The sequence below is a fragment of the Embleya sp. NPDC025285 genome, from assembly GCF_055558835.1.
The window spans coordinates 12,404-34,045 of sequence record NZ_JBVHLU010000110.1; the positions used below are offsets into that span (position 1 = coordinate 12,404).

General features: G+C 70.6%; 15 protein-coding genes and 5 tRNA genes. 11 read left to right on the forward strand and 9 right to left on the reverse strand.

Annotated features, from left to right (window positions below; all coding sequences use genetic code 11):
• Positions 1 to 360: 360 nt before the first annotated feature.
• From ACZ4FV_RS43190 to ACZ4FV_RS43220, 7 genes are all read left to right on the forward strand, one after another.
• Complete coding sequence (locus ACZ4FV_RS43190) at positions 361 to 2,259, forward strand: FAD/NAD(P)-binding protein (RefSeq protein WP_395872988.1); 1,899 nt, start codon at positions 361 to 363, stop codon at positions 2,257 to 2,259.
• Positions 2,256 to 3,155, forward strand: a complete 900-nt coding sequence (locus ACZ4FV_RS43195) for a glutathione S-transferase C-terminal domain-containing protein (protein WP_395872987.1) — start codon at positions 2,256 to 2,258, stop codon at positions 3,153 to 3,155. Before ACZ4FV_RS43190 ends, ACZ4FV_RS43195 begins: the two co-directional genes overlap by 4 nt.
• A 334-nt stretch (positions 3,156 to 3,489) precedes the next feature.
• A tRNA-Cys gene (locus tag ACZ4FV_RS43200) sits at positions 3,490 to 3,560 on the forward strand.
• Between the two features lie 90 nt (positions 3,561 to 3,650).
• Positions 3,651 to 3,721 (forward strand) — tRNA-Cys (locus ACZ4FV_RS43205).
• Positions 3,722 to 3,797: 76 nt separating this feature from the next.
• Positions 3,798 to 3,868: transfer RNA gene (locus ACZ4FV_RS43210), tRNA-Cys, on the forward strand.
• Positions 3,869 to 3,958: 90 nt separating this feature from the next.
• Positions 3,959 to 4,029 (forward strand) — tRNA-Cys (locus ACZ4FV_RS43215).
• 475 nt (positions 4,030 to 4,504) lie between these two features.
• Positions 4,505 to 6,949: an endonuclease/exonuclease/phosphatase family protein gene (locus tag ACZ4FV_RS43220; RefSeq protein WP_465326322.1), complete on the forward strand. Its 2,445-nt coding sequence runs from the start codon at positions 4,505 to 4,507 to the stop codon at positions 6,947 to 6,949.
• Between the two features lie 97 nt (positions 6,950 to 7,046).
• Here ACZ4FV_RS43220 and ACZ4FV_RS43225 read toward each other — a convergent pair whose 3' ends face one another.
• Positions 7,047 to 8,486 carry a M28 family peptidase gene (locus ACZ4FV_RS43225; RefSeq protein ID WP_465326324.1) on the reverse strand — a complete coding sequence of 480 codons (1,440 nt, stop codon included), beginning with the start codon at positions 8,484 to 8,486 and terminating at the stop codon, positions 7,047 to 7,049.
• Between the two features lie 319 nt (positions 8,487 to 8,805).
• Here ACZ4FV_RS43225 and ACZ4FV_RS43230 point away from each other — a divergent pair, with 319 nt between their 5' ends.
• Complete coding sequence (locus ACZ4FV_RS43230) at positions 8,806 to 10,164, forward strand: cytochrome P450 (RefSeq protein WP_402229767.1); 1,359 nt, start codon at positions 8,806 to 8,808, stop codon at positions 10,162 to 10,164.
• Positions 10,165 to 10,365: 201 nt separating this feature from the next.
• Entirely contained in the window at positions 10,366 to 11,625 is a 1,260-nt protein-coding gene (locus tag ACZ4FV_RS43235) for an acyltransferase family protein (RefSeq protein ID WP_402229765.1), read from the forward strand.
• A gap of 7 nt (positions 11,626 to 11,632) precedes the next feature.
• Here the strand turns inward: ACZ4FV_RS43235 and ACZ4FV_RS43240 are convergent, their stop codons facing one another.
• The 3 genes from ACZ4FV_RS43240 to ACZ4FV_RS43250 are packed head-to-tail and all read right to left on the reverse strand — an operon-like array spanning position 11,633 to position 14,568.
• Positions 11,633 to 12,553 (reverse strand): DMT family transporter, encoded by a 921-nt coding sequence (locus ACZ4FV_RS43240; RefSeq protein ID WP_395872982.1) that lies wholly within the window; start codon positions 12,551 to 12,553, stop codon positions 11,633 to 11,635.
• A 37-nt stretch (positions 12,554 to 12,590) separates the two neighbouring features.
• Positions 12,591 to 13,631 carry a helix-turn-helix domain-containing protein gene (locus tag ACZ4FV_RS43245; RefSeq protein WP_402229763.1) on the reverse strand — a complete coding sequence of 347 codons (1,041 nt, stop codon included), beginning with the start codon at positions 13,629 to 13,631 and terminating at the stop codon, positions 12,591 to 12,593.
• Positions 13,621 to 14,568: a hypothetical protein gene (locus ACZ4FV_RS43250; RefSeq protein ID WP_395872980.1), complete on the reverse strand. Its 948-nt coding sequence runs from the start codon at positions 14,566 to 14,568 to the stop codon at positions 13,621 to 13,623. Before ACZ4FV_RS43250 ends, ACZ4FV_RS43245 begins: the two co-directional genes overlap by 11 nt.
• 140 nt (positions 14,569 to 14,708) lie before the next feature.
• On the opposite strand from ACZ4FV_RS43250, the gene ACZ4FV_RS43255 reads away from it, so the two are divergent.
• A tRNA-Pro gene (locus ACZ4FV_RS43255) sits at positions 14,709 to 14,782 on the forward strand.
• A gap of 95 nt (positions 14,783 to 14,877) precedes the next feature.
• On the opposite strand, the gene ACZ4FV_RS43260 is transcribed toward ACZ4FV_RS43255, so the two are convergent.
• From ACZ4FV_RS43260 to ACZ4FV_RS43280, 5 genes are all read right to left on the reverse strand, one after another.
• A complete protein-coding gene (locus ACZ4FV_RS43260; protein ID WP_465326327.1) occupies positions 14,878 to 16,041 on the reverse strand; it encodes a tyrosine-type recombinase/integrase in 1,164 nt (387 codons plus the stop codon).
• 29 nt (positions 16,042 to 16,070) lie between these two features.
• Positions 16,071 to 16,307, reverse strand: a complete 237-nt coding sequence (locus ACZ4FV_RS43265) for a helix-turn-helix transcriptional regulator (protein ID WP_465326329.1) — start codon at positions 16,305 to 16,307, stop codon at positions 16,071 to 16,073.
• A 109-nt stretch (positions 16,308 to 16,416) separates the two neighbouring features.
• Positions 16,417 to 17,067, reverse strand: coding sequence for a helix-turn-helix transcriptional regulator (locus ACZ4FV_RS43270; protein WP_465326331.1), 651 nt, complete (start codon positions 17,065 to 17,067; stop codon positions 16,417 to 16,419).
• A gap of 446 nt (positions 17,068 to 17,513) precedes the next feature.
• The gene (locus tag ACZ4FV_RS43275) at positions 17,514 to 17,780 is read right to left on the reverse strand and encodes a hypothetical protein (RefSeq protein ID WP_465326333.1); all 267 of its coding nucleotides are present in this window, start codon (positions 17,778 to 17,780) and stop codon (positions 17,514 to 17,516) included.
• Between the two features lie 259 nt (positions 17,781 to 18,039).
• Positions 18,040 to 18,417 (reverse strand): hypothetical protein, encoded by a 378-nt coding sequence (locus tag ACZ4FV_RS43280; RefSeq protein ID WP_465326336.1) that lies wholly within the window; start codon positions 18,415 to 18,417, stop codon positions 18,040 to 18,042.
• A 174-nt stretch (positions 18,418 to 18,591) separates the two neighbouring features.
• Here ACZ4FV_RS43280 and ACZ4FV_RS43285 point away from each other — a divergent pair, with 174 nt between their 5' ends.
• Positions 18,592 to 21,621 carry a tetratricopeptide repeat protein gene (locus tag ACZ4FV_RS43285; protein ID WP_465326337.1) on the forward strand — a complete coding sequence of 1,010 codons (3,030 nt, stop codon included), beginning with the start codon at positions 18,592 to 18,594 and terminating at the stop codon, positions 21,619 to 21,621.
• The last annotated feature ends 21 nt before the right edge of the window (positions 21,622 to 21,642 follow it).

The window sequence follows — 21,642 nt, forward strand, 5'->3', positions numbered from 1 at the left end:
GGAACCTAACCCGCCGGGCGGTGCTCGGTCAATTGCTCGAAGGCGACCGCGTGGGATCGACGTTGACAATTCGTCGGGCGGCTCCGTAGCTTCGATGTCGTGAGCCCCGACCTCTTCCTCGTGTCGTGCCGCCACATCGACCTGTGTCGTGTGGCCGGCGGGCTGTGTCGTCCGCGCGGCTGACCTCGCCGCCGCGCTCCTCGGTCTGTCCCGAGGAATCCTGAGCTCCCGCCCGGGTTGCGCACCCGGCCTTGTGGCGCAAGGCCCTTCCCATCCGCCGAACCCTCGCCCCGGCGTCCCCGTGCCCGGACGCCGGTGACGGTTCGCGTTCTCTTGCCACACCCCCACGAGGGGAGAGCCATGCCCGACCATCCGTCCGGCCGCCTCCGCCCCGTCGCCGTCTGCATAGTCGGCGCGGGTCCCGGCGGCACGTCCGTCCTCGAACGCCTGTTGGCCAATGTGCCCGAACTGCTCGGCGACCGCCCGCTGCACGTGCACGTCGTCGATCCCTACCCGCCGGGCGCGGGTCGGGTGTGGCGGCGGGCCCAGTCGCCGCTGCTCTGGGCGAACTCGCTGGCCTGCGACATCACGCTGTTCACCGACGAGGTGTCCACGATCGAGGGACCGATCCGGCCGGGGCCCTCGTTGGCCGAATGGGCCGCGGATCGCACCGAAGAGCTGCGCGAGGGTCGCGGCGCCGACGAACTGCGGCTGTTTGCCGCGGAGTTGGCCGCTTGCGGGCCGACCTCGTTCCCGTCCCGGCCGCTGCTCAGCGCCTATCTCGCGTGGTTCTTCCGGTCCACCGTCGAGGGGGCGCCGCCCAACGTGCGGGTGATCGTGCACCAGACGACGGTCGTGGACGTCACCGAGGGTCCGCGCCGGCAGTTGGTGCATCTGGCGGGGCGCCGGCCGCCGCTCCGGGTGGACGCGGTGATCCTGGCCCAGGGCCACCTGGACAGCGAGCCGACGCCACACGAGCGCGAGCAGATCGGGTTCGCCCGCCGGCACGGGCTCGCATACCTGCCCACCGGGTACACCGCGGACCTGGATCTGGACGCGTTGCGCCCGGGCGAACCGGTATTGGTGCGGGGCATCGGGTTGGCGTTCGTGGACCTGATGGTGCGGCTCAGTCACGGCCGGGGCGGCACGTTCGAGCGGGACTCGGCCGGTGTGCTGCGCTATCGGGCGTCCGGGCGCGAGCCGTTGCTGCTCGCGGCGTCTCGGCGCGGGGTGCCCTACCGGTCCAAGACGGGTTATCCATGGACCGGGGAACGCCCGCCGCTGCCAAGGCACTTCACCGTGGAGGCGGCACGCGAGGCGGACGACCCCTGGCCGTTGATCGGCAAGGAGTTGGCCGGTGCGCACTACCACCGGTTGTTCACCGCGCACAGCGATCGCACCACGATGGAATGGGCCGAGTTCGACGCGGAGTTCACGGCGGCCGCCGATCCGAGCGAACTGATCGCGCGGGCGGTGCCGGATCCGGCCGACCGGTTCGACCAGGCGCGGCTGGATCGTCCGGTGCAGGGGCGGCGGTTCGCCGACGAGGGCGCGCTCCAGGAGTGGATGCACGCGCACATCGAGGCCGATCTGACCCGCCGGCACGATCCCGCGTACAGCCAGGATCTGGCCACGATACACGCGTTGTTGAGCGTGTACGGGGTGGTGCTGCGGCTTCAGGACGCGGGTGATTCGGTGCCGGACACGACCCGGCTGTTGGGTTTCTTCAGCTACCTGGCCAGCGGTCCGCCGGGGCCGCGCCTGGAGGAACTGCTCGCGTTGGCCCGGGCCGGGGTGATCCGCTTTCTCGGCGAGGACGTGGAGATAGCGGCGGACGAGGAGGCCGGCGATTGGCGGGCGGCGAGTCCGAGTCTGCCGCAGGCGCGGGTGCGCGCCCGCGCTCTGGTGGAGGCCCGGTTGCCGGAGCCCTCGCTCAAGCGCACCCGGGACGTGCTGCTACGCCGGTTGGCCGCGCGCGGCGACGCGTCCACGGACTCGGCGGGACGGCTGTGCACCCGGGCCGGCGACCGCCGGGTGGTCAACGCGCGCGGCGACGCGCATCCCGGCCGATTCGCCGTCGGGCACGGCGTATCGGGCGGTGCCGGGAGCGCGGGGTTCTCCCGGCCCCGCTTCGACGCGCCGGCGTTTCGGGTCAACGACGCGTTGGTCCGGGGCGTACTCAATCATCTGCGGGACGTCGATCCCGCCGCCGATCGCACTCCCGATCGGCTGGAACTCGTGACAGGAGCCACCCGGTGACAACTCAGCTCGGCTACGCGAGCCCCGTCGACGTCGACACGTACGGCCCGTACGCGGTCACCGACCCGCAGTACCCGTTCGCCGGTCGGATCGGCGATCCGCAATTCCCGGAGGAGGTCGGCCGGTATCACCTGTACCTGTCGCACGGCTGCCCGTGGGCGCACATCGCGGCGATCGTGCGACATGCGCGCGGTCTCACCGACATCGTGAGCGCGTCGTATGTGGACGAGGAACGCGACTCCCGCGGCTGGGCGTTCCGGGAGCGGTTCGGCCCGGACCCGGTGAACGGGTTCACGCTGCTGCGGGAGGCGTACGAGGCGACCGAGCCCGGGTACGCGGGCCACATCTCGGTACCGACCCTGTGGGACCGGGAGAGCGGCCGGATCGTGGCGAACGCGTTCAACGCGATCCCGAACAACCTGGCCACGAGCTTCACCGCACTGGTCGGCGAGCAGGCACCGGACCTGTACCCGGAGGACCTGCGCGAGGCGATCGACCTCACCGACGCGGACTTCGCGACCGCCGCGCGCAAGGGCGGCCTGTGGACATCGGAGGAGGGCGAGACGATCCACACACTGGAGCGCTCGGACGCGCATCTGGCCGACAGGCGCTACCTGTTCGGTGATCGGCTGACCATCTCGGACATCCGGTTCTGGGTGAAGCTGCTGCGGTTCACGCAGACCTACCGGGCGGCGATAGGCGCGGACGGCCGCACCCTGGTGGACTACCCCAACCTGTGGGCGTACGCGCGTGACCTGTACACCCGGCCGGAGTTCCGCGAGACCACCGATCTCGCGGTCCAGGCGGAGAACGCGCTGCGCCGGTTCCCGGATTCGCCGACCTCGCCGACCGCCGAGCACTGGGCGGCGCCGCACGATCGGGCGTCGCTGGGCTGACCGTCGACTCGCCGATCCGACGCGGGGTCGGGTCGGCGTCGGTCCTGCGGGATGCGCCGCACGTAGGGACGCGTGCGCGCGCTGGGGATCCCGGGGTGCGGGACCGGTTGGGGGGTGCCGCCGGGCGGAGGGGGTCCGCGGCGCATCCCCCCGGGGGGCGGGCGATCCGGTGTCGAGGCTCACCGGATCGCCCGACACCGGGCGGTGGTTGGCGACCGATGATCTCCGGTCGGGTCGGGTCGGCTCGGGTCGGGGGGCCGGGTCAGGGGGGCGGGTCGGGTGTTCACCGACTGGCCGGATGGATGGATGGACCGACCGGGCTTCGGCCCGGCCGGGTGGAGTGGCCGAGAGGTTAGGCAACGGCCTGCAAAGCCGTTCACGCGGGTTCGAATCCCGTCTCCACCTCGAAGGACGAACGAAACGCGGACCGTCGGTCAGCGGCGCGCGGCGAAATGCCGTGCGTCACCGGGACGAGGGGACGCGGTGGTCGGATGCGATGGAGTGGCCGAGAGGCGAGGCAGCGGTCCGCAAAACCGTGCACGCGGGTTCGAATCCCGCCTCCATCTCGCAGGACGGACCGCCGGTCGCGTCGTGCGGAGCCGAGGGCTTCGTACGAGCGGCCGACGGGACGCGGTTGTACAGGGTGGAGTGGCCGAGAGGTTAGGCAACGGCCTGCAAAGCCGTTCACGCGGGTTCGAATCCCGTCTCCACCTCGAAGGACGAACGAAACGCGGACCGTCGGTCAGCGGCGCGGGGCGAAATGCCTTGCGCCGCCCGGCCGACGGGACGCGGTGGTCGGATGTGATGGAGTGGCCGAGAGGCGAGGCAGCGGTCCGCAAAACCGTGCACGCGGGTTCGAATCCCGCCTCCATCTCCGATGTGGTGCACGGGACTTGGGGTCCCGTTGCGACCCGGGTGTGTGGGCCCTGTCGGGAGCTGTGGGGCGCTGCGTTCAGCGCAGGGCCGGTGTTCGCGCGGTTCCGTGTGGGCTTCGGCGCGGGGCCGGTGTTCGCGCGGCCCGTGGGGGGCGGCGCAGGACCGGTGTCCGCACGGTCCGTGGGGCGGCGACAAGGTCGGTACCGGGAACGACAAGGTCGGCCCGGAAACGACAAGGATGGGCCGCCGACGGTGCGCCGGTGGGCGTGTGACGCGTGATGGGAAGAAGATTCGGGCTCCGGGTGAACCTTGGTCCCCTTCGGGTCGCCCAAAGGATGGACGCCGTTCACCCGGAGTCCCGAGAATGTCCCGAACCTGTCCCTTTCGCTTTTCGGAGGCCCTGGGTGACATTCCGTCAACAATCGTCTCGACGACGATCCGTGCCGAGTTCGCGGCGGCGACGGATCGGTGTCGTGGCCACGACCGTGGCCGGCGCCCTCGCCGGTGGCGCGCTCGTCATCGCGCCCGCTCCCGCCGTCGCGGCGCCCGCCGTGGACGTGCTGCTCGCCGAGGTGTACGGCGGCGGCGGCAACAGCGGCGCCAGTTTGACCAACGACTTCATCGAGTTGGGCAACAAGGGTTCGGCCGCGGTCGCGGTCGACGGTTGGAGCGTGCAGTACCTCCCGGCCGCGCCCAAGCCGACCTCGGCGTGGCAGGTCACCCCGCTGACCGGTGCGGTGGCACCCGGCGGCCGGTACCTGATCGGCGAGGCCAAGGGCGCCGGCGGCACGCTCGTGCTGCCCACGCCGGACGCGCAGGGCTCGATCAACATGTCCGGTACCGGCGGCACGGTCGCGCTGGTCCGCGGCACCACCGCGCTGACCTGCCTGACCGCGGTGGACTGTCTCGCCGACGCGCGCGTCGTGGACGTCGCGGGCTACGGCGATGCGGTGGTCCGCGAGGGTAATCCGGCGAGTGGCGCCTCCAACTCGGCCTCGGTGGCCCGTACTTCCGCGCTCGCGGACACCGACGACAACGGCGCGGACTTCGCGGCGGGCGCGCCGACGCCGCTCAACGCGCGTGGACAGGGTCCGACCGACCCCGGTGGTCCGGGCGAACCCGAGCCGACCGACGCGCGCATCCACGAAATCCAGGGCACCACCCGGGTGTCGCCGAAGAACGGCGCCCGGGTGACCAGTGTTCCGGGTGTGGTGACCGGTGTGCGGACCTTCGGCAGCGCGCGTGGCTTCTGGTTCCAGGACATCCGACCGGACGATGATCCCCGCACGTCCGAGGGGCTGTTCGTGTTCACCGGTACGGTCACCCCGCAGGTGGCGGTCGGCGACGTGGTCAAGGTGACCGGCAAGGTCGAGGAGTTCTACCCGGGCGGCATCGGCATCGGCGGCCAGTCGCTGACCCAACTCACCGGCTCGACCTGGGTGATCGACGCGTCCGGCCAGGAGTTGCCCGCGCCGGTCACGCTCGACGCGGCGACCCTGCCGGACGCGTACGTGCCCACCGGGACACCGTCGATCGAGGCGCTCGCGCTGGAGCCGTCGAAGTACGCGCTGGACCTGTACGAGTCGCTCGAAGGCCAGTTGACGCGCGTAGGCGAATCGCGTGTGGTCGGTCCGAGCACCTCGTTCGGCGAGTTGTGGGTCACCCTGGAGCCGACGCAGAACGCGACCGCGCAGGGCGGCACGCTGTACGCCGGGTACGACGCGCAGAACGGCGGCCGGCTCAAGGTCTCCTCGCTGATCCCGTTCTCCCAGGAGCCGTTCCCGCAGGCGAACGTCGGTGACACGCTCACCGGCACGACCACGGGACCGCTGACGTACGACAACTTCGGCGGGTACGCGCTGGCCTCGACCACCCTGGGCAAGGTGGTCAAGGGCGCGCTGACGCCGGAGACCACGCGGGACCAGAAGAACACCGAACTCGCGGTCGCCACGTACAACGTGGAGAACCTCTCCCCCAAGGACGCCCAGGCCAAGTTCGACCGGCTCGCGAAGGGCATCGTCACCAACCTGTCCACGCCGGACGTGGTTGCCCTGGAGGAGATCCAGGACAACAGCGGACCGACCAACGACGGTGTGGTCGCGGCCGATCAGACGCTGGACAAGCTGGTCGCGGCGATCAAGGCGGCGGGTGGCCCCACCTATTCGTGGCGCTCGATCGAGCCGGTCGACGGCAAGGACGGCGGTCAGCCGGGCGGCAACATCCGCAACGCGTTCCTGTTCGACGCTACGCGCGTCGAGTTCGTGGACCGTCCCGGCGGCGGCCCCACCAGCGCGGTGGGCGTGCGCAAGGACTGGCTGGGGCGTACCCAGTTGACCCAGTCACCCGGTCGGGTCTCCCCCGCGGACCCGGCGTGGGAGAACAGCCGCAAGCCGCTCGCGGCGGAGTTCCGCTTCCGCGGCAAGACGGTGTTCGTGATCGCGAACCACTTCGCCTCCAAGGGCGGCGACCAGGCGCTGGACAGCCGGTTCCAGCCGCCGACGCGCAGTTCGGAGGTCCAGCGGGTGGCGCAGGCGAAGGTGCTGCGCGGTTTCGTGGACGAGTTGTCGAAATCCGACCCGAGGGCGAACCTGGTAGTGCTCGGCGACCTGAACGACTTCGCGTTCTCGCCGACGCTCAAGACGCTCACCGACGGCGGCGCGCTGCGCACGATGGTCGACACGCTGCCCGCGAACGAGCGCTGGGGATACGTGTTCAACGGCAACAGCCAGATGCTCGACCACATCCTGACCAGCCCTCGGCTCACCCGGTTCGAGTACGACATCGTGCACGTGAACGCGGCGTTCGCGGACCAGGCGAGCGATCACGATCCGCAGGTGCTGCGCGTGCACCCGAGCACGGGCAACGACTTCCTGGATTGCCTGGAGCGGTTGTGGGAGGAGTTGTTCGAGCGGTCCTGAGTCGGGTGTGACGCGATCCGAGGGTTGACGCAAGGTCACCTCGCGCCCGGTGCCGTGTTCGGCGCCGGGCGCGAGGGTTGCGGGGGCCGCGCGTGGGCTATGCGGCCAGGGTGGGTGGGTCGGTGGGAGCCGGTGGGTCGGTGGGAGCCGGTGGGTGGGTGCGGGTCGGCGACTCGGAGCGGGCCGGTGGGTCGGTGCGGGCCGGTGGGTCGGTGCGGGCCGGTGGGTGGGTGCGGGTCGGCGACTCGGTGCGGGTCGATGGGTCGGTGCGGGTCGGCGGGTCTGCCGGGGTGGGAACTTCGGTCGGGGACAAGGCTCGTGCGGCGGCTTCGGTGAGTGCGCAGGCGTCCGCGACACAGTCGTAGTCGACGTGTTCGGGCAGGTCGGTGTGCAGGTGGTAGTGCGGGATCAGCTTCTGATCGTCGATCGAGACCAGGGTCGCCGTCGGGTAACCGTGGCGGTTGGGCACCACGCCGTCGGTGGAACTGCGCGAGCGCAGGCCGGTCAGCACCGCGATGTCGTTGCGGGTGGCGCACTCGGAGAGCAGGTTGTTGAAGGGGACGTCGTACGGCTCCATCCGCAACGGGCCTTCGGCCTCCAGCAGGACGAGGTTGCCCGAGCCGACGGTGTCCACGTTCAGGAACCATGTGCGCTCGCGGTCGAGTTCGGGGAAGTGCCGACGCGCGAATCCCCGGATGCCCTCCTGAAGCGCCTCCTCGGCACCGGCCGAGACGAGCAACACCCGTACGCTGTCGACGGGTTGATCGCGCAGCGTGGCGGCGAGCGCGACCAGTACGGCGACCCCGGACAGGTTGTCGTTGGCGCCGGGGACCGCGCGGCTGCGGCCGATCTGGGTGAACGCGGCGGTACTGACCGCGGCGAGGCCGATGCCGGCTCGGCGTACGCCACGAAGCCCGGTGGCTGCGCCGAGCGCGATCAGCGCGGGGCCCGCGACCACCGGCCACCACATCGGCGGATTCTCGCGCGCCTTGTCCAGCAGCTGCGGATAGCGGGTGGCGACCCATCGCGCGGCCCGCTCGTCGAACACCGCGCCCGTGGGCGCCGCGTCGTGGTGTGCGGTCACCACGAGGGTGCGCGGCGCGTCCGGGTCGCCGACGGAGGCGACCACGTTGTAGGCGCTGCGCGGTCGGCCGCCGAGGGCGCGGCGCGCGTACTGGCCGCGGTAGGAGATGTCGTCGGCGATGCCGAGTGTGGCGGCGCCGGCGACCAGCGTCGCGGCCACGCGGGAACGCTTCGCGAGTAGGCCGGCGACGGCGGCGAGGGCGGTGAGGGTGCCGATCGGGCGCGCGTACGACGCGTACGCGGGCTCCTCCTCCACCACCGCGTCGCGCGCCCCGAGTTCACGCAGCAGCCCGGCTATCCGATGCGCGGCCTCGCGCTCGCCGGACGACGTGGGCAGACGCTCGATCTTGGCCAACGGCTCTATCACGGCCCGCAGTTCGGCCTCGGAGGGTCGGCGCGACCGGCTCCTCGTGCCGTTCCCCCGACGCGAATCGTTTCCCTCACGGCTCGTCATCCCGCCACGATGCCACGGCCGGGCGGGTCGTGTCCGCCCCGAGGGGGACCTTTGTTACTCGCGAGTCGGCTCGGGTGCGGGGCGTGCGTTGCGTTGCGTTGCGCCTGGCGCGATGCGGTGCGGGGCGGCCCGATGCGGCGCGCGCGGCGCAGTGCGATGCGTGCGGTGCCACCACTCGATGGTGGAGCCCATAGGTCCGCTCCACCACCTGGGCTATTCATGTGACTTATCAATTTCGTTCATAAATATCCCGCTCATTACGCTTCGTTCCGTCGGTGACGGCATGTCGGGCCGCCATCTCCCGATGGTTCGGAGATTCATGACCTTGCAAGAAGCGGAAGCGTTGTCCGCGCCCTGGTCGCGCGCGCCGTCCCTGTCCTGCCCGGCGGTGCCCGCGCAGGGCTTCGCCGAGCGGTACGCGGCGCCCGCGGCGCGGCCCGGTGTGATGGCGGTGCGGCTGGCCGGCGGGCTGCCGGCGTGGGCGGTGACCGGGCACGCGGCCGCGCAGGCCATGCTCACGGATCCGCGACTGGTCAACGACATGACCGTGGTGGATGCCCTCTCCGCGAGTACACCGCATGGGCTGCCGCGCACCCGCTACCCCGAGAGCTTCCTGTCCACCGAGCCCCAACTCCTGGCGCGCGACGGTGCCGAGCACCGCCGTATGCGCCGGATCGTGAGCCCCTACTTCCAGACCGCCCAGGCCGGGCTGGTCGAGGCGGAACTCGAGTCCTGTACCGCGGACTTGGTCGATGCCCTGGCCCGTCGGCCGCAGGGCGACCTGGTCGCCGACCTCGCGATCCCGCTGGCCGCCGCGGGTGTCGCCTCGATGTTCGGCATCACCCCCGACCGGGCGACGGCAGTCGTACGCGCCACCATGGCCGCGGGTCTGGCCGGCCACCCCGACGCCCCGCACGGCCGCGCCGCGGGTCAGGCCTTCGTACTGCGGGTCCTGCAGATCGTGGCCACCGCCCGCAGGAAACGCCAGGACAATGCCGCCCGGGCACTGCTGACCGCCCACGGCGACGGGCGTCTGACCGGCCCGCAGACGGCCGCGATGGTGGGACTGCTGCTCGTCGGCATGGTGGAATCGCTCACCACCGTCATCCCCACTGCGGCCCTGATCGCGATGCAGCGCCCCGAGGTGCGGGCCGCGCTGCGGTCCGGCGACGCCGTACGCGTCGACGCCGTGGTGGAGGAACTGCTGCGCTTGTCCACCCCGTTCCACCACAGCGCCTGGCGCATGGCCAGTGAGCCGCTGGTCCTGGAGGGGACGCCCATCCGGGCCGGCGACGTGGTGGTGGCGTCCTTCCTGCACACCAACCTCGACGAGCGGCGCTGGCCGCGGCCCACCGAGGTCCGACTCGACCGCCCGACGCCCCGCGGCCACCTCTCGTTCGGGCACGGCGCGCACTACTGCCTCGGCGCCGCCCGGGGCCGCGCGCAGACCCGCATCGCGCTGACCGGGCTGTTCACCCGCCTGCCCCTGCTCACCCCGGCCGCCGACCCGGCCGGCCTGTCCTGGCACGGGGGCGGTCTGCGCCACCTGCACAGCCTGCCGGTGCACACGACCGGCGATCCGGCGGGACCGGTCGGACCGGTCGGACCGGTCGGACCGGTCGGAGCGGTCGGAGCGGCCGGAGCGGCCGGAGCGGCCGGACCGGGGGACGCCGGGTGAACACCGCCGGGAAGCCGTACGTCACCGGCGCTCTCCCGGCCGGAACCGCCGCCCGGGGCTTCGGTTGGCGCACCCGGCACACCCGGCACACGTGAGATCTCCCTCTGGTGCCCTTCCCACCGAGACCCGGGCGCCGTCCGCACGCCCGAGCAGCACTCACCCGGAGCGCCGGCGGCCCCGGCCAAGGAAAAGAGCCGGCCGATGTCCGACCCCGACACAATCCTCCCCGCACGTCTTCCCTCGCTGACCAGCCTGCGGTTCGTCCTCGCGCTCACCGTGGTGCTGTGTCACCTGACCCTCATCTCGGGCATCTTCGATGTGGGGCCGGACAGCCCGCTGGCGGTGATGGAGCCGATCGCCACCGGCTCGGTCAGCGGCTTCTTCGTGCTGTCGGGATTCGTCCTGACCTGGGCGCACACCCCGGGAGAGTCACGGAGGGCGTTCTGGCGCAGGCGCCTGTGGAAGATCGTCCCCAATCACGTCATCGGCTGGGCCCTGGCCGTAGCCTTCTTCGCCGTCATCACCGCCACGCCGGCCACCGTGCTGGCCGACGGCGACAGTATCGGCGCCGCGGTGGCGGGCCTGTTCCTGCTGCAAAGCTGGATCCCGGACCCGGACTTCTTCTTCAGCTTCAACGCCCCGGCCTGGTCGATCTCCTGCGAGGCGTTCTTCTACGCCCTCTTCCCCGCGCTCCTCACCGCCGCGTCGAGGATTCCCACCCGGCGACTGACCGCCTGCTGGGCGGCGCTGGCCGCGGCCACGCTGCTGATGCCGATGATCTCCACCCTCGTCCCGGGGCCACCCCTGTACGACTGGCTGCCCATCAACGCGACCAGCCTCTGGTTCGTCTACCTCTGCCCGCCGGTGCGGCTCACGGAGTTCGCCCTCGGAATCCTCACCGCCCGCCTCATCCGAACCGGCCGCTGGCCCCACCTGAACCGGGCGCAGGTCGCCGCCCCCGCGGTGGTCGTCTTCGTGGCGGTGGCCTACCTCCCCGCCCAGTACGCCCTCGGCATGGCCATGGCCGCCCCGCTCGCCCTGATCATCGCCGCCCTCACCCAGGCCGACCTCCAGGGCCGCACCCGGGTCATGCGCCATCCGTACCTGATCGCGCTGGGCGAGGCGTCCTTCGCCCTCTACATGACCCACTACCCACTCATACTGACGATCCGCCACATGCTCGGCGTCGAGAAAACCTTCACCCCGCTACCCGGCACCCTGATCGTCACGACCTTGACCGCAGCCTCCATCGCGCTGTCCCTGGTGGTCTACCGCTACTACGAACTCCCCCTCATACAGCGCTGGTCCCGCCCCCGCCCCCGCCGCCCGGCTCCCGCCGCCTCCGCCCGGGTTGCCGAAACCCCGCCCCGAGTCCTCACTCCCCGTCCCCCCACCACCGCACCGATCCATCAACCCGCCGACCCGACCGAACGGGACCCGCTCGACCGGGCGCCCACGTGAGGACCGCCTAGCAGCGCTCGGAGGCGTCCACCGCTCCCGGCAACTCCGGGGCGTCCTCCGTCGCCGCGACCGGCGTCGCGTTCTTGCGGGTCGCCAGCACCGCCCCGCCCAGGATCAGCACGAACGACGCCCCGATCGCCACCGTGAACTTCTCGTTCAGGATCAACACGCCGGCCGCCACCGCGACCGCCGGGTTGACGTACGTGATCACCGTGGCCCGCGCCGCACCCACCTCGCGCACCAGCTCGAAGAAGATCACCATCGCGATTGCGGTGCACACGAGCGCCAGCACCCCCATCGCCCCGAGCGCCTTGCCGCCCGGCACGTGGGCGGGCCACTGCGCGGCGGCGAGCGGTATGTACACCAGCGCGGTGAAGCCCAGGCAGACCACCGTCATCGGCAGGCTCGGCACCTCCTTGAGCCTGCGCTCGGCCACCAGCGCCGCACCGGCGTAGCACAGCGCGGTCGCGAGCACCTCGACCGCCGCCCACGGGTCCCCGCCGCCGAGCGTCGGCCCGGCCAGCACCGCGACCCCGCCGAACCCGATCGCCAGCCCGATCCAGCGCACCGCCCCCATGCGCTCGGTGCCACCGGTCAGGTACACGAGCACCGCGCCGAAGATCGGCACCGACGCGATCAGCAGCCCGGTCGTCGAACTGGACAGCCGCCGCTCGGCGTCCGAGAGCAGCCACCAGGGCCCGACGAACTCGGTCACCGCGAAGACGAGGAGCGGCCACTTGTACGGGGTGAGCCCGCGCAGCCCCGTGCCGCGCAACGCGAACGGCAACAGCAGCAGGGCCCCGAGCCCGGTACGCACGAACACCAGCACGCCCGGCGAGACCTCGTCCACCGCGACCTTGATCAGCAGGTACGGGATCCCCCAGATCACGCACATGCACGCGAACAACAACGCTCCACGACGACTCACGGCCGTGTCCCCTCAATCTCTGGATCGAAGAGGATGATCAACCACGCGGGGCCGATCGGTCTAGAACGTTGTTGCGCAGCACGCTGCTGCGGTAGCCGGCCGGGGTGACGCCCAGTACCCGCCGAAACCATCGCCCCAGGTGTGCCTGATCGGCGAACCCGACCGCGAGCGCCGCCCGGGCGGGCGTCATCCCCTGGGCGAGCAGCGCCTGGGCGCGGGCGACCCGGTGCTGGGCGAGCCAGGCGTACGGGGGCAGCCCGACCACATCGCGGAACGCGCGCAGGGTCTGGTAGCGGGACAGTCCGATCCCGGCCGACAGCTCGCTCAGCGAAGGGGGCCGGACGAGTTCGTCGGCGAGCCGCTCGCGGACCGCGCGGGCCACCCGGGCGGCGTCCGGCGAGCCACACCGATCGGCCCGGGAATGTACCGCGTGCCGCCCGACGAGCGCGCGCAGCACCTCCACGACCCGGGTCTCGCCCTCGAACGCGTCGCCGCCGGCGGTCAGGTGCGTGTGTACGGCGACCAGTTCGGCGGCGAGCGCCGGGTCGGCCACGAGCAGCGACGGGAAGTGCGGGGCGGGGCCGGGCAGGTCCTCGCCGACCAGCGCGGCCGAGGGGTAGAAGACCCGGTAGGCGTACCCCTCCGGGATGCCCGGGCCGCCGGTGTGCGTCTCATGCGGTTCGGCGACCACGATCGTCCCGGGTCCGGACCGGTGCACCGCGCCGCGATAGTTGATCTGCTCGACCCCCTCGACGCACACCCCGATCGCGTACTCCTCGTGCGCGTGCGGCGCGTATCGGTGCCGCCGAAATCGCGCGGTCATCAGGTCGAGCGGCGTGTCCTCGACCCCGTACACGCGCGTCCACACCGCGGACTCGCCACCTCGGCCGCCTCGGCCGCCTCCGCCGCCTGCGCCGCCTCGGCCGGCGAGGCCGTCGCCCGGGGCGCCCGGGGCGTCCGCGAGCCCGCCGCCCCCGCCGACGAAGTCGTTGCCGGGGGCGTCCCCAGGGCCGCCCCCGGCGGCGAAGTCGTCGCCCGCAGCGCCCCCGGGCCTGCCCGGTCCCACGTCACCACTCATGTCGATTCGCTCTCAAGTACCCGTGCACGGGCCGCCCCGGCACGATCGGCTCGAACCACTCCTCCGGCCCGGGATCCGACAACCGCAGCTCGACCGACTCCGGATCGTCCGACGCCGCGTCACTGAACGTCACGAACGCCGCCTCGACGTCGTCGTCGTACAACCCGTGCCGCTCCAACAGCGACGCCGCCTGATCCACCAACAACCGCAACGCCATCTCCTCCGCGAAGCACGCCGGCGGCGCCCAGTCGGTCCCACCGAGACGCCCGGTGACAGTCACGGCGGCCACCACGAACTGCCGGACGAACCCCTCCTCCAACAGTGGCAACGCGTCCAGCACGAAAAACGAGGCCCCGTCCGCCTCACGAAGATTCACCAGATCCGTGAACAGCAGATCCACCAGCACCCCGACCGAACTCGCCACCGCCCCCGCCGCGAGCCGGGCCTTCTCCTCCGGCACATCCGGCTGCGCGGTGTCCGGCTCACACCCGAAGGCGTCCAACCCGAAGGCCCGTACCCCCGCCGCCTGCCGCTCGATCCGCAGCCGCTCCTCCGGCATCGGCCGGCGCGCCCGCAACGCCGGATCCCCCGCCGGCGCGTCCGGCCCGTCGGCGGCCATCAAGCTCTCGTACACCAACTCCTCGTGCAACTGCACCTCACTGCGCACCACCCGCCAATCCGCGAGCAGCACACTGGCCTCCAACACCGCCAACACGATCTGCCGAGCGGTGCGCTCGGCCGCCTCCAACGTCGGCGCGTCCACCGACAACAACACCGCGGCCCCATCCGACCGAGGCGTGACCCGATAGTCCACCAGGTCCACCCCGACCCCGTCCGCCTCCTCGAACCCCTCCACGGACTCGAGCCCATCACTCAGCAACGCCCCGACCCCGAGCCGCTGGAGTTCATCCAGATCGGGATAGGTCTCGAGCGGCACGACATCGACATTCACCGGGTAAGCCACCCCAAGATCTTCCCGTGCCCACCCCCCTCCCCACGCCTGACACCACCGAACAACCACGTGGCGGACCACCCCCCAAAGTGCGATATGGTTTCCGTGTTCGGCCAGCCGAACACCGGGACGTGGCGCAGCTTGGTAGCGCACTTGACTGGGGGTCAAGGGGTCGCAGGTTCAAATCCTGTCGTCCCGACGGTGTTCAAGAGGCGTTGACAAGGGCAAAAGCCCAGGTCAACGCCTCTTACTGGTTTAGACCATTAGACAGTTGGAATCCGCGTCGCGAGACGCTCATGGACCAGTTATGGACCAACCCGGTGTCAGATGGGCCATCAGAGCCTCTCCCGCACTCGTGATCGAGCGATGGTCCGGGTGGAGGTAGCGCTGTGTCGTGGAGAGGGATCCGTGGCCGGCGATCATCCGCAGGACGTGAACGGGAACGCCCGCGTCGGCCATCCACGTTAACCCGGTGTGGCGCAGCCCATGCCGAAGCAGGTGCTCGTACCCGTGCGCGGTGACGACCTCGTCCCAGTGCGTGGCGTCGCGCAGAATCGCGGTGGTGATCCGCCCGCCTCGTGGCCCCTTGAACAGCCGTCCCGTCGGATCCGAGCCTGCCGAATCGATCCTGCGCTGCACCAGGTCGCGGATCGCCGGGATGATCGGCACCTTCCGGCGGCGCTTCCCCTTGGTGCCCTTGTCCACGAGCCCGCCCGGTGAAGTGGTGGTCTGTCGGCACAGGTTCCACACCCACGTGCGGGTGTCGATGTCCCCGACCCGTACACCGGAGACCTCGCCGATACGGGCGGCGGTACTGCCGGCGAACAGGACCACGTCCCCCCACCCGCGGTACCGCCCGGAAGAACGCTCGACCAACGCGTCAGCGAGACCGCTCAATGCGGCCCAGTCCGGCAGGGCCAGTGCCCTGGGGTCATCGAGTTCGTCCTCCGCCTTGCGGAACTCGCTCTGCCAGCCCGTGACCCGCGCCGGATTGTGCTCGATGAGGCCGTCCCGCACGGCCTGCTGCATCACCCGGACCAGCACCGCCGCGCTGTTCTTGATCGTCGAACGGCCATGGCCGTCGGCAATCCACCCGTACACCGCGCGATCAACCGCGCCGTGCGTGATCGCGTCCACCTGCAGATGCCCCAGCCATGGCACCACGCGCAACCGCCATCCCGCCAGATACGGGTCGGTGGTCTTGCGCTCCAAGCCCCGTAGCGCCATATCCATGACGGCGTCCCCGTACTCGGCAAGGGGCATCGTCGCCATGGTCGGATCCACGCCCGCCGCGACCAACGTCCGCATCCGCTCGATCCACGCGAGCGCCTCCTCCTCCGTGACCCAACTCAGCGACACCGAAGGGCGCTTGCGGGCCGCGGCATCGCTCCAACGCACGCGGGCCCGATACGGCTTGGGCAGGCCCTCGATGAACTCGACGTCGGTTGACAGCTTCACTCCGACCGGCAGCACCACCCGCCGCGGTATCAAGCGGCCACCTGCGGATCCACCCGACGACTCGCCAACCACGCCTCGACATCGGCGGCGCTGTACACCGTCGTCCGCGCCGACAACGGCACGAAGGGCGGCCCCTGCACCGGATTCCCGGTCCGCCACCGCCGCAGAGTCGACGGGTCGACACCGAGCAACTCGGCCACCTCCTCGGTGGAGTACCAGCCGCCCTCCAACATCCCGGCGCCGGCCATGTCCCGATCCGCACTCACCGACCGGCCTCGTGTCCGATACAGATGACGCATTGTCACCACTCCTGTCTGTACGAGAAGTTCTTGTATTGGCCAGTTATCGGCACCCGCTTCTGAAGCGGGCGCGCCTCTACCCGTCGGACGATTCAGCCCGGGTCTCGTCGTCGACGAACGCCAGATCGGCGGGCAACTCCGGCAGCACCAGACCGTGTTCGCGCATCTGCGCGCGCAGAGCCCGCAGCGCCTGGCCGTCCTGGAAGAGCATCTCCCCCAACTGATCGGCGGAGCGCAGGTGATCGGCTCGCCGCCGCAGATCCAACGACGTGTTCGCTTTCCGCTGGTGTTCCCCCAGCAACCGCAACGACGTCCGCGCCGTATGCACCGCGTCCGCGTGCACCCGAAATGCGTCGATCACGGCCCGCGACGACCCCTCCGGTGCGGCCTCCGCCAGCGGCGTCTCCTCGGTAAACCACGCCACCGCCTCCCACACCGGCACCTCGACGGCGGGAAGAATCTCAACACCCACCTGCCGACCGAGTGGAAACAGCAAGCTGATCGGACCGACGTCGAGAGCCTTCGCCACGACCAGCAACTCAGCGACACCAAAGGACGCGCGCCGGCCGGTCTCAAGGTTGTTGATGACGCTCGCCGGCACGTCGACGCCCAGAGCACCACACGCCTCGGCGAGCTGCTGCGTCGTCAGCCCGCGCTCCTTGCGATACCTCCGGACCTGAGCCCCCAGAAGCGCGGCGACACCAGTCGCCCAATCCGTGTTCGTCATGAGTACGAGTTTTAGCTAGGAATCTCGCAGTGACAAGGATTCAGGAGTCAGTTCTCTGTTGGCGAACATCACAGTCACACATGGCGTCACAGGGACACCTCTGCCGCCCAATCGTTGACGCCGCCGTCTCATGGCAGTCATCCCGCGTAGCCGGCGAACCGTCGCGTCAGCCTCGGTAGTTGAGCCCGGATCGACAACGAGCCAACAGCCGGACCAGGAGGCAGATCCCCCAACCACTCTGCATGCAAGCAGCTCGCCGACCCCGAAGACCGACGGCTAGGACGCGCGCAACGGCCACTCCCCCACGCCGTGAATGCCCGACCGTGAAGTGCGAGGCACGGATGCACAGCGCCCACAACTGACGCGGCTGCCGTGTACACGCGAATACCGCGAACAGATGATTTGCCAACCGGCGGCGCAGCAGACTTTTAATCCGCCGCTCGGCTTCAGCGGAAGGCATCGAATGGCGCCGCCAATTGCCACAGCAACTCTCTGACCTGCGACTCTAGGTCCGTTGGCTGTTCGCGAAATGCCTGCGGTGGTGTCAAGAACGTCGTTGTGAGCCCGGTGTGAGCCCGATCGTCCCGCGCCGGGCGTGGTAGAAGCCGCGTCTTCCAACCCTCGCCTTCTACCAGCATCACGTTGCGTAACAAGTGCAGGTGCTGCGCGAACGCCCCTTCGACGTCCATCACGCAAGCCGGAATATCGACCACCGACAGGGTGGTTCGCCACGAGGGCGGTCCTCGTTGATCGCCTGCAGTACTGGGGTTGGCCTCCAAGACGGGACTCACCACCTGTTCGCCGAGCCGTGCCCGCAGCCTGCCGAACGCCCTGGTGGGTCGGGTGCCAGTTCGATGCCCTGCCACGCACGGCTGGGTACGGGTGGCTGTATCCCTCGGTGCCGCGCCAGCGGACTACAGAGGGGATCCAGAGTTCGTGCGTACAGCGGCGGCCGGAAGTCTCGTCGAAGGATCAGGAGTCGACGTCGAGGGGTGAGTCGATGATCTGTCCCCTGCGACTTGCTTGCTGTTCGACGTCGGCGTCGTTGACGGTGACGGGCGAGTCACGGATTAGTCCGTCGCGGGTGGCGCGCACGTCGACGTCCGCGTTGCCTCGTACCCACAGGCCGGAGCGTTCGATCCGGCCCCCGCTGCTTGCACGTCGTCGGACCCGGCCGCGGTGGGAGGTGCCGGTCACGCCGAGGACGGCGAGTATCGCGGCGACCACGACCAGGACGATCAACACTGCGGCCAGGGTCCAGCTCCACCGATCGGTGATCCGGTTGGTGACCACGCCGGTGGCCACACCGACAACCACCCCCGCCGCGGCCACCACACGCTGAACGGTCACGGTCGCGGCCATAAGACCCCCTGGACCCGGGACGAGCACACGAACCCGCCTGACGAGGCGGGCGATTGCGACGTTCACCCTCGCACCCACCATAGACCTGACAGCATGCTCGCGGTGTAAGTCCGGTGATTCCCGACACCGGCTGGCATCGCCGATATGCCCGGGGGGGCGCGGATGGACACGGACACAGCCTGGTTCACCGACCGGAAGAAGGCCCTGGCGGCGATCGCCGACCTCCTACGTGAGGACGGTCCCGTACGGGTACTGGTGATCACCGGTGTCTCGGGCACCGGCAAAACCACCCTTCTTCGGCGCGTCGCCTCACGGACACCCCAGGCCAACGACATTCTCCTGGACGTGGAATCCCTCGTTGTCGACATGGCGGTGGTCGAGGCCGGCGGCGAGGACGCGGCCGTGCTCCTGTTGCGCCGGGTCGCCGTCGCTCTGGCCCGAGCGGCGCCCCGGTGGCGTCGCAGCGCGCTCCTGCGTCGCGCGGAGCGCGTTGGAGTTCCATCGCCGTGGCGGGTGCGGTTGTGGATATGGGCCGGATTCGGCGGGATCATTAACGCCTCCCCCGTGACCCTCAACGCCCCTGCCACGACGCAGACCGAACGCCGCCTGGTGTGGTCCCGTGAGGTCGAGGCGGTAGCGCGCCGAATCCGCCGCCGCCGGTGCCTGCTGCTGCTGGACGGCTGCGAACGGTTGCGCTTCTTCGACGACGTGCGGGCGACGGCGCCCGATCGCGCGCGGGACCCGTTCGGGTTAGGCGGGTGGTTCACCCAGGTCCTGGACACCGTCCTGACCCGCGCGCCGCGGGCCCGGGTGGTCCTGGCTAGCGGGCATCGTGCCCCTGTCACCCTCACTCCCGGGGCAAAACCGACGCGGCCGACCGTGGGCGCGCACTCGTGCCGCGTCCACGAGTTGCGTCCCTGGACCGCCGCCGACACCCGTCGCTACCTGGCCCGGCGCGGCCTGCACGACCCGGCCGCCGCACACGCGATCACCACCGAGTCCGGCGGGCTGCCGGTGGAAGTCGCGTGGCTCACGGACATCCTCTTGCCCCCCACGCCCAACCACCCGGGCGCCGCCGACATGGCGGACGCGCTCGGCGACCTGGCCCGGATGTCGCGCGAACAATGGCTGGACACGCACGTGTTGGCCCGCCTAGCCCCCGCCCACCGCCGCCTGCTGCCCGCCGCGACCGTCCTGCGCGAATTCACCCCACACGCGCTGCGTACCGTGGTCGACGCCGTCCCGGACCCCAACCGCGACACACCCGTCAGGTGGAGCGAGGACTGGTTCGAGCGGTTGACCGCGCTGTCGGTAATCGACCCGATCCCCGGCACATACACCTGGCGCGTGCACCCGGTGGTCCGTACCTGGCTCATTGCCGCCCATACCCGCAAGGACGCCTCGGAGCCCCCCGCCGCCCGCATCCTGCCCGCACTGCACCGCGCCGCCGCCGAATACCACGAAGCCCTCGCCGAAGGCGGCTTCTCCCTCTGGGCGACCCGACACCGCTTCGCCGTCGGCGACAACCGCCACACCCCGGCTTGGACCGAACGATTCGCCCACGTCCTGGCCGCCGACCCACCTGAAATCGCGTGGGTGCGGGTATGGCTGTTGACCGACCTCGCCCTGGATCCTGAGACCCACGCCACCGTCCGGGCACGCCTCCCGGAAGTGGCGGCCGACGCTCACCTGGCCCGCGCCTACCTCCACCACCTCGACCACGAACACACCCCGGCCCAGGAACACGCCGAGGCCGCCGAAACCGCCTACCGTGACGCCGGACCCGACCACCCCGGCCGCCTGGTCGCTGCCCGACTGGCAGCGCAGAGCGCCTGGCTCCGGTGCCACTTCGGCGAAGCCGTCGCTCACTGGCACACCGCGCTGGACCTAACGCCGCCGAATGACGCCTCCCGCCCCGCCCTCCATCGGGCCCTGGGTGAAGCGGTCCTGAACACCGGTGACTTCACCCACGCGGACGCCCTCCTCACTGACGCCCTCCATCACCTCGCGCTTTACCCACCCCTCGAATCCGGCCACACCACGACCGAACAGCACTCCTCCAGCCCGCCCCCGCCACACAACGGAGCACTTCCGAAACGCGCCCTGCCCGTACACGAGGCCCTGCCGCCGATCGAGGCGGGCGCCACCGTCCCCGATTCCCTCACCCGTGCCCATCTCCACCGCCTCCTCGGCCAACTCGCCCGGCACCGCAGTCAATGGAATCGCGCCGCCTACCACCTGCGCCGCGCCCGCGAACTCGCCCCCTGCGACCCACATACCCTCGCCCACGCCCATCGCCAGAGCGCGGAACTCGCCTTGTTCCATTGGGACTTCGACCAAGCCGCACACCACCTTCGAGAAGGCGTCAAAGCCGCACGCAACTGCTCCGACCTCCGCTGTCTCACCTGGCTCTTGCTTGCCCAAGCCGCCCACGCGAACGTCAAGGCGAACTGGAAGGCTCCCGCCCACGCGACGACGACGTCTGCCTCCAGCGGCACACCACCGGCACCGCAGGCCCCGACCAGCTTCTCCCTCACCGAACGCGCCGAATCAGAACACCAACACACCGTCGCCCACGACTATCACCAAGCCGCGATGGTCCTGGCCAGCGAGCTTCAGGATGCCCAAGGCCACGCCCATTGCCTCACCCACTCCGCACCCGAGCAAGCCCTTACTCTGCACCGCGCCAACGGCGACCGACTCGGTGAGGCCCACACTTTGCTCGAACTCGCTGAGACCGCATCGAAGCGGGACAACTATGAGGAGGTTCGCCGCCTCGGCACCGAGGCCCTCTGGCTGTACCGCGCCAACGGCAGTCGAGACGGAGAAGCCAACGTTCTGACCTTATTCACCGGCGCCGCACGACGGGAGGAGAACTATGAGGAGGCCCGTCGCCTCGGCGCCGATGCCCTCGACCAGTACCACGCCATCGGCAACCGTCACGGAGAAGCCAACATCCTGCACGCGCTCGCTCGGATCGCTTGGGCACAGGACGACCACCAACAGGCTCGCCTCTTCGGCACCGAGGCCCTCACTCTGCACCGCACCATCGGGAATCGAGACGGCGAAGCCAGCGCGCTGCACACACTCGCCATCCTCGCGCAGGAAGGGGGCGACTTACTGAGGTTTCCGAGTCCGATTGACGGTGTGTCAAATGAGGGCATACCCGTTGTATGGGGAGCTTGGGGATGACCCCGGTGGAGCGGGAGCGCC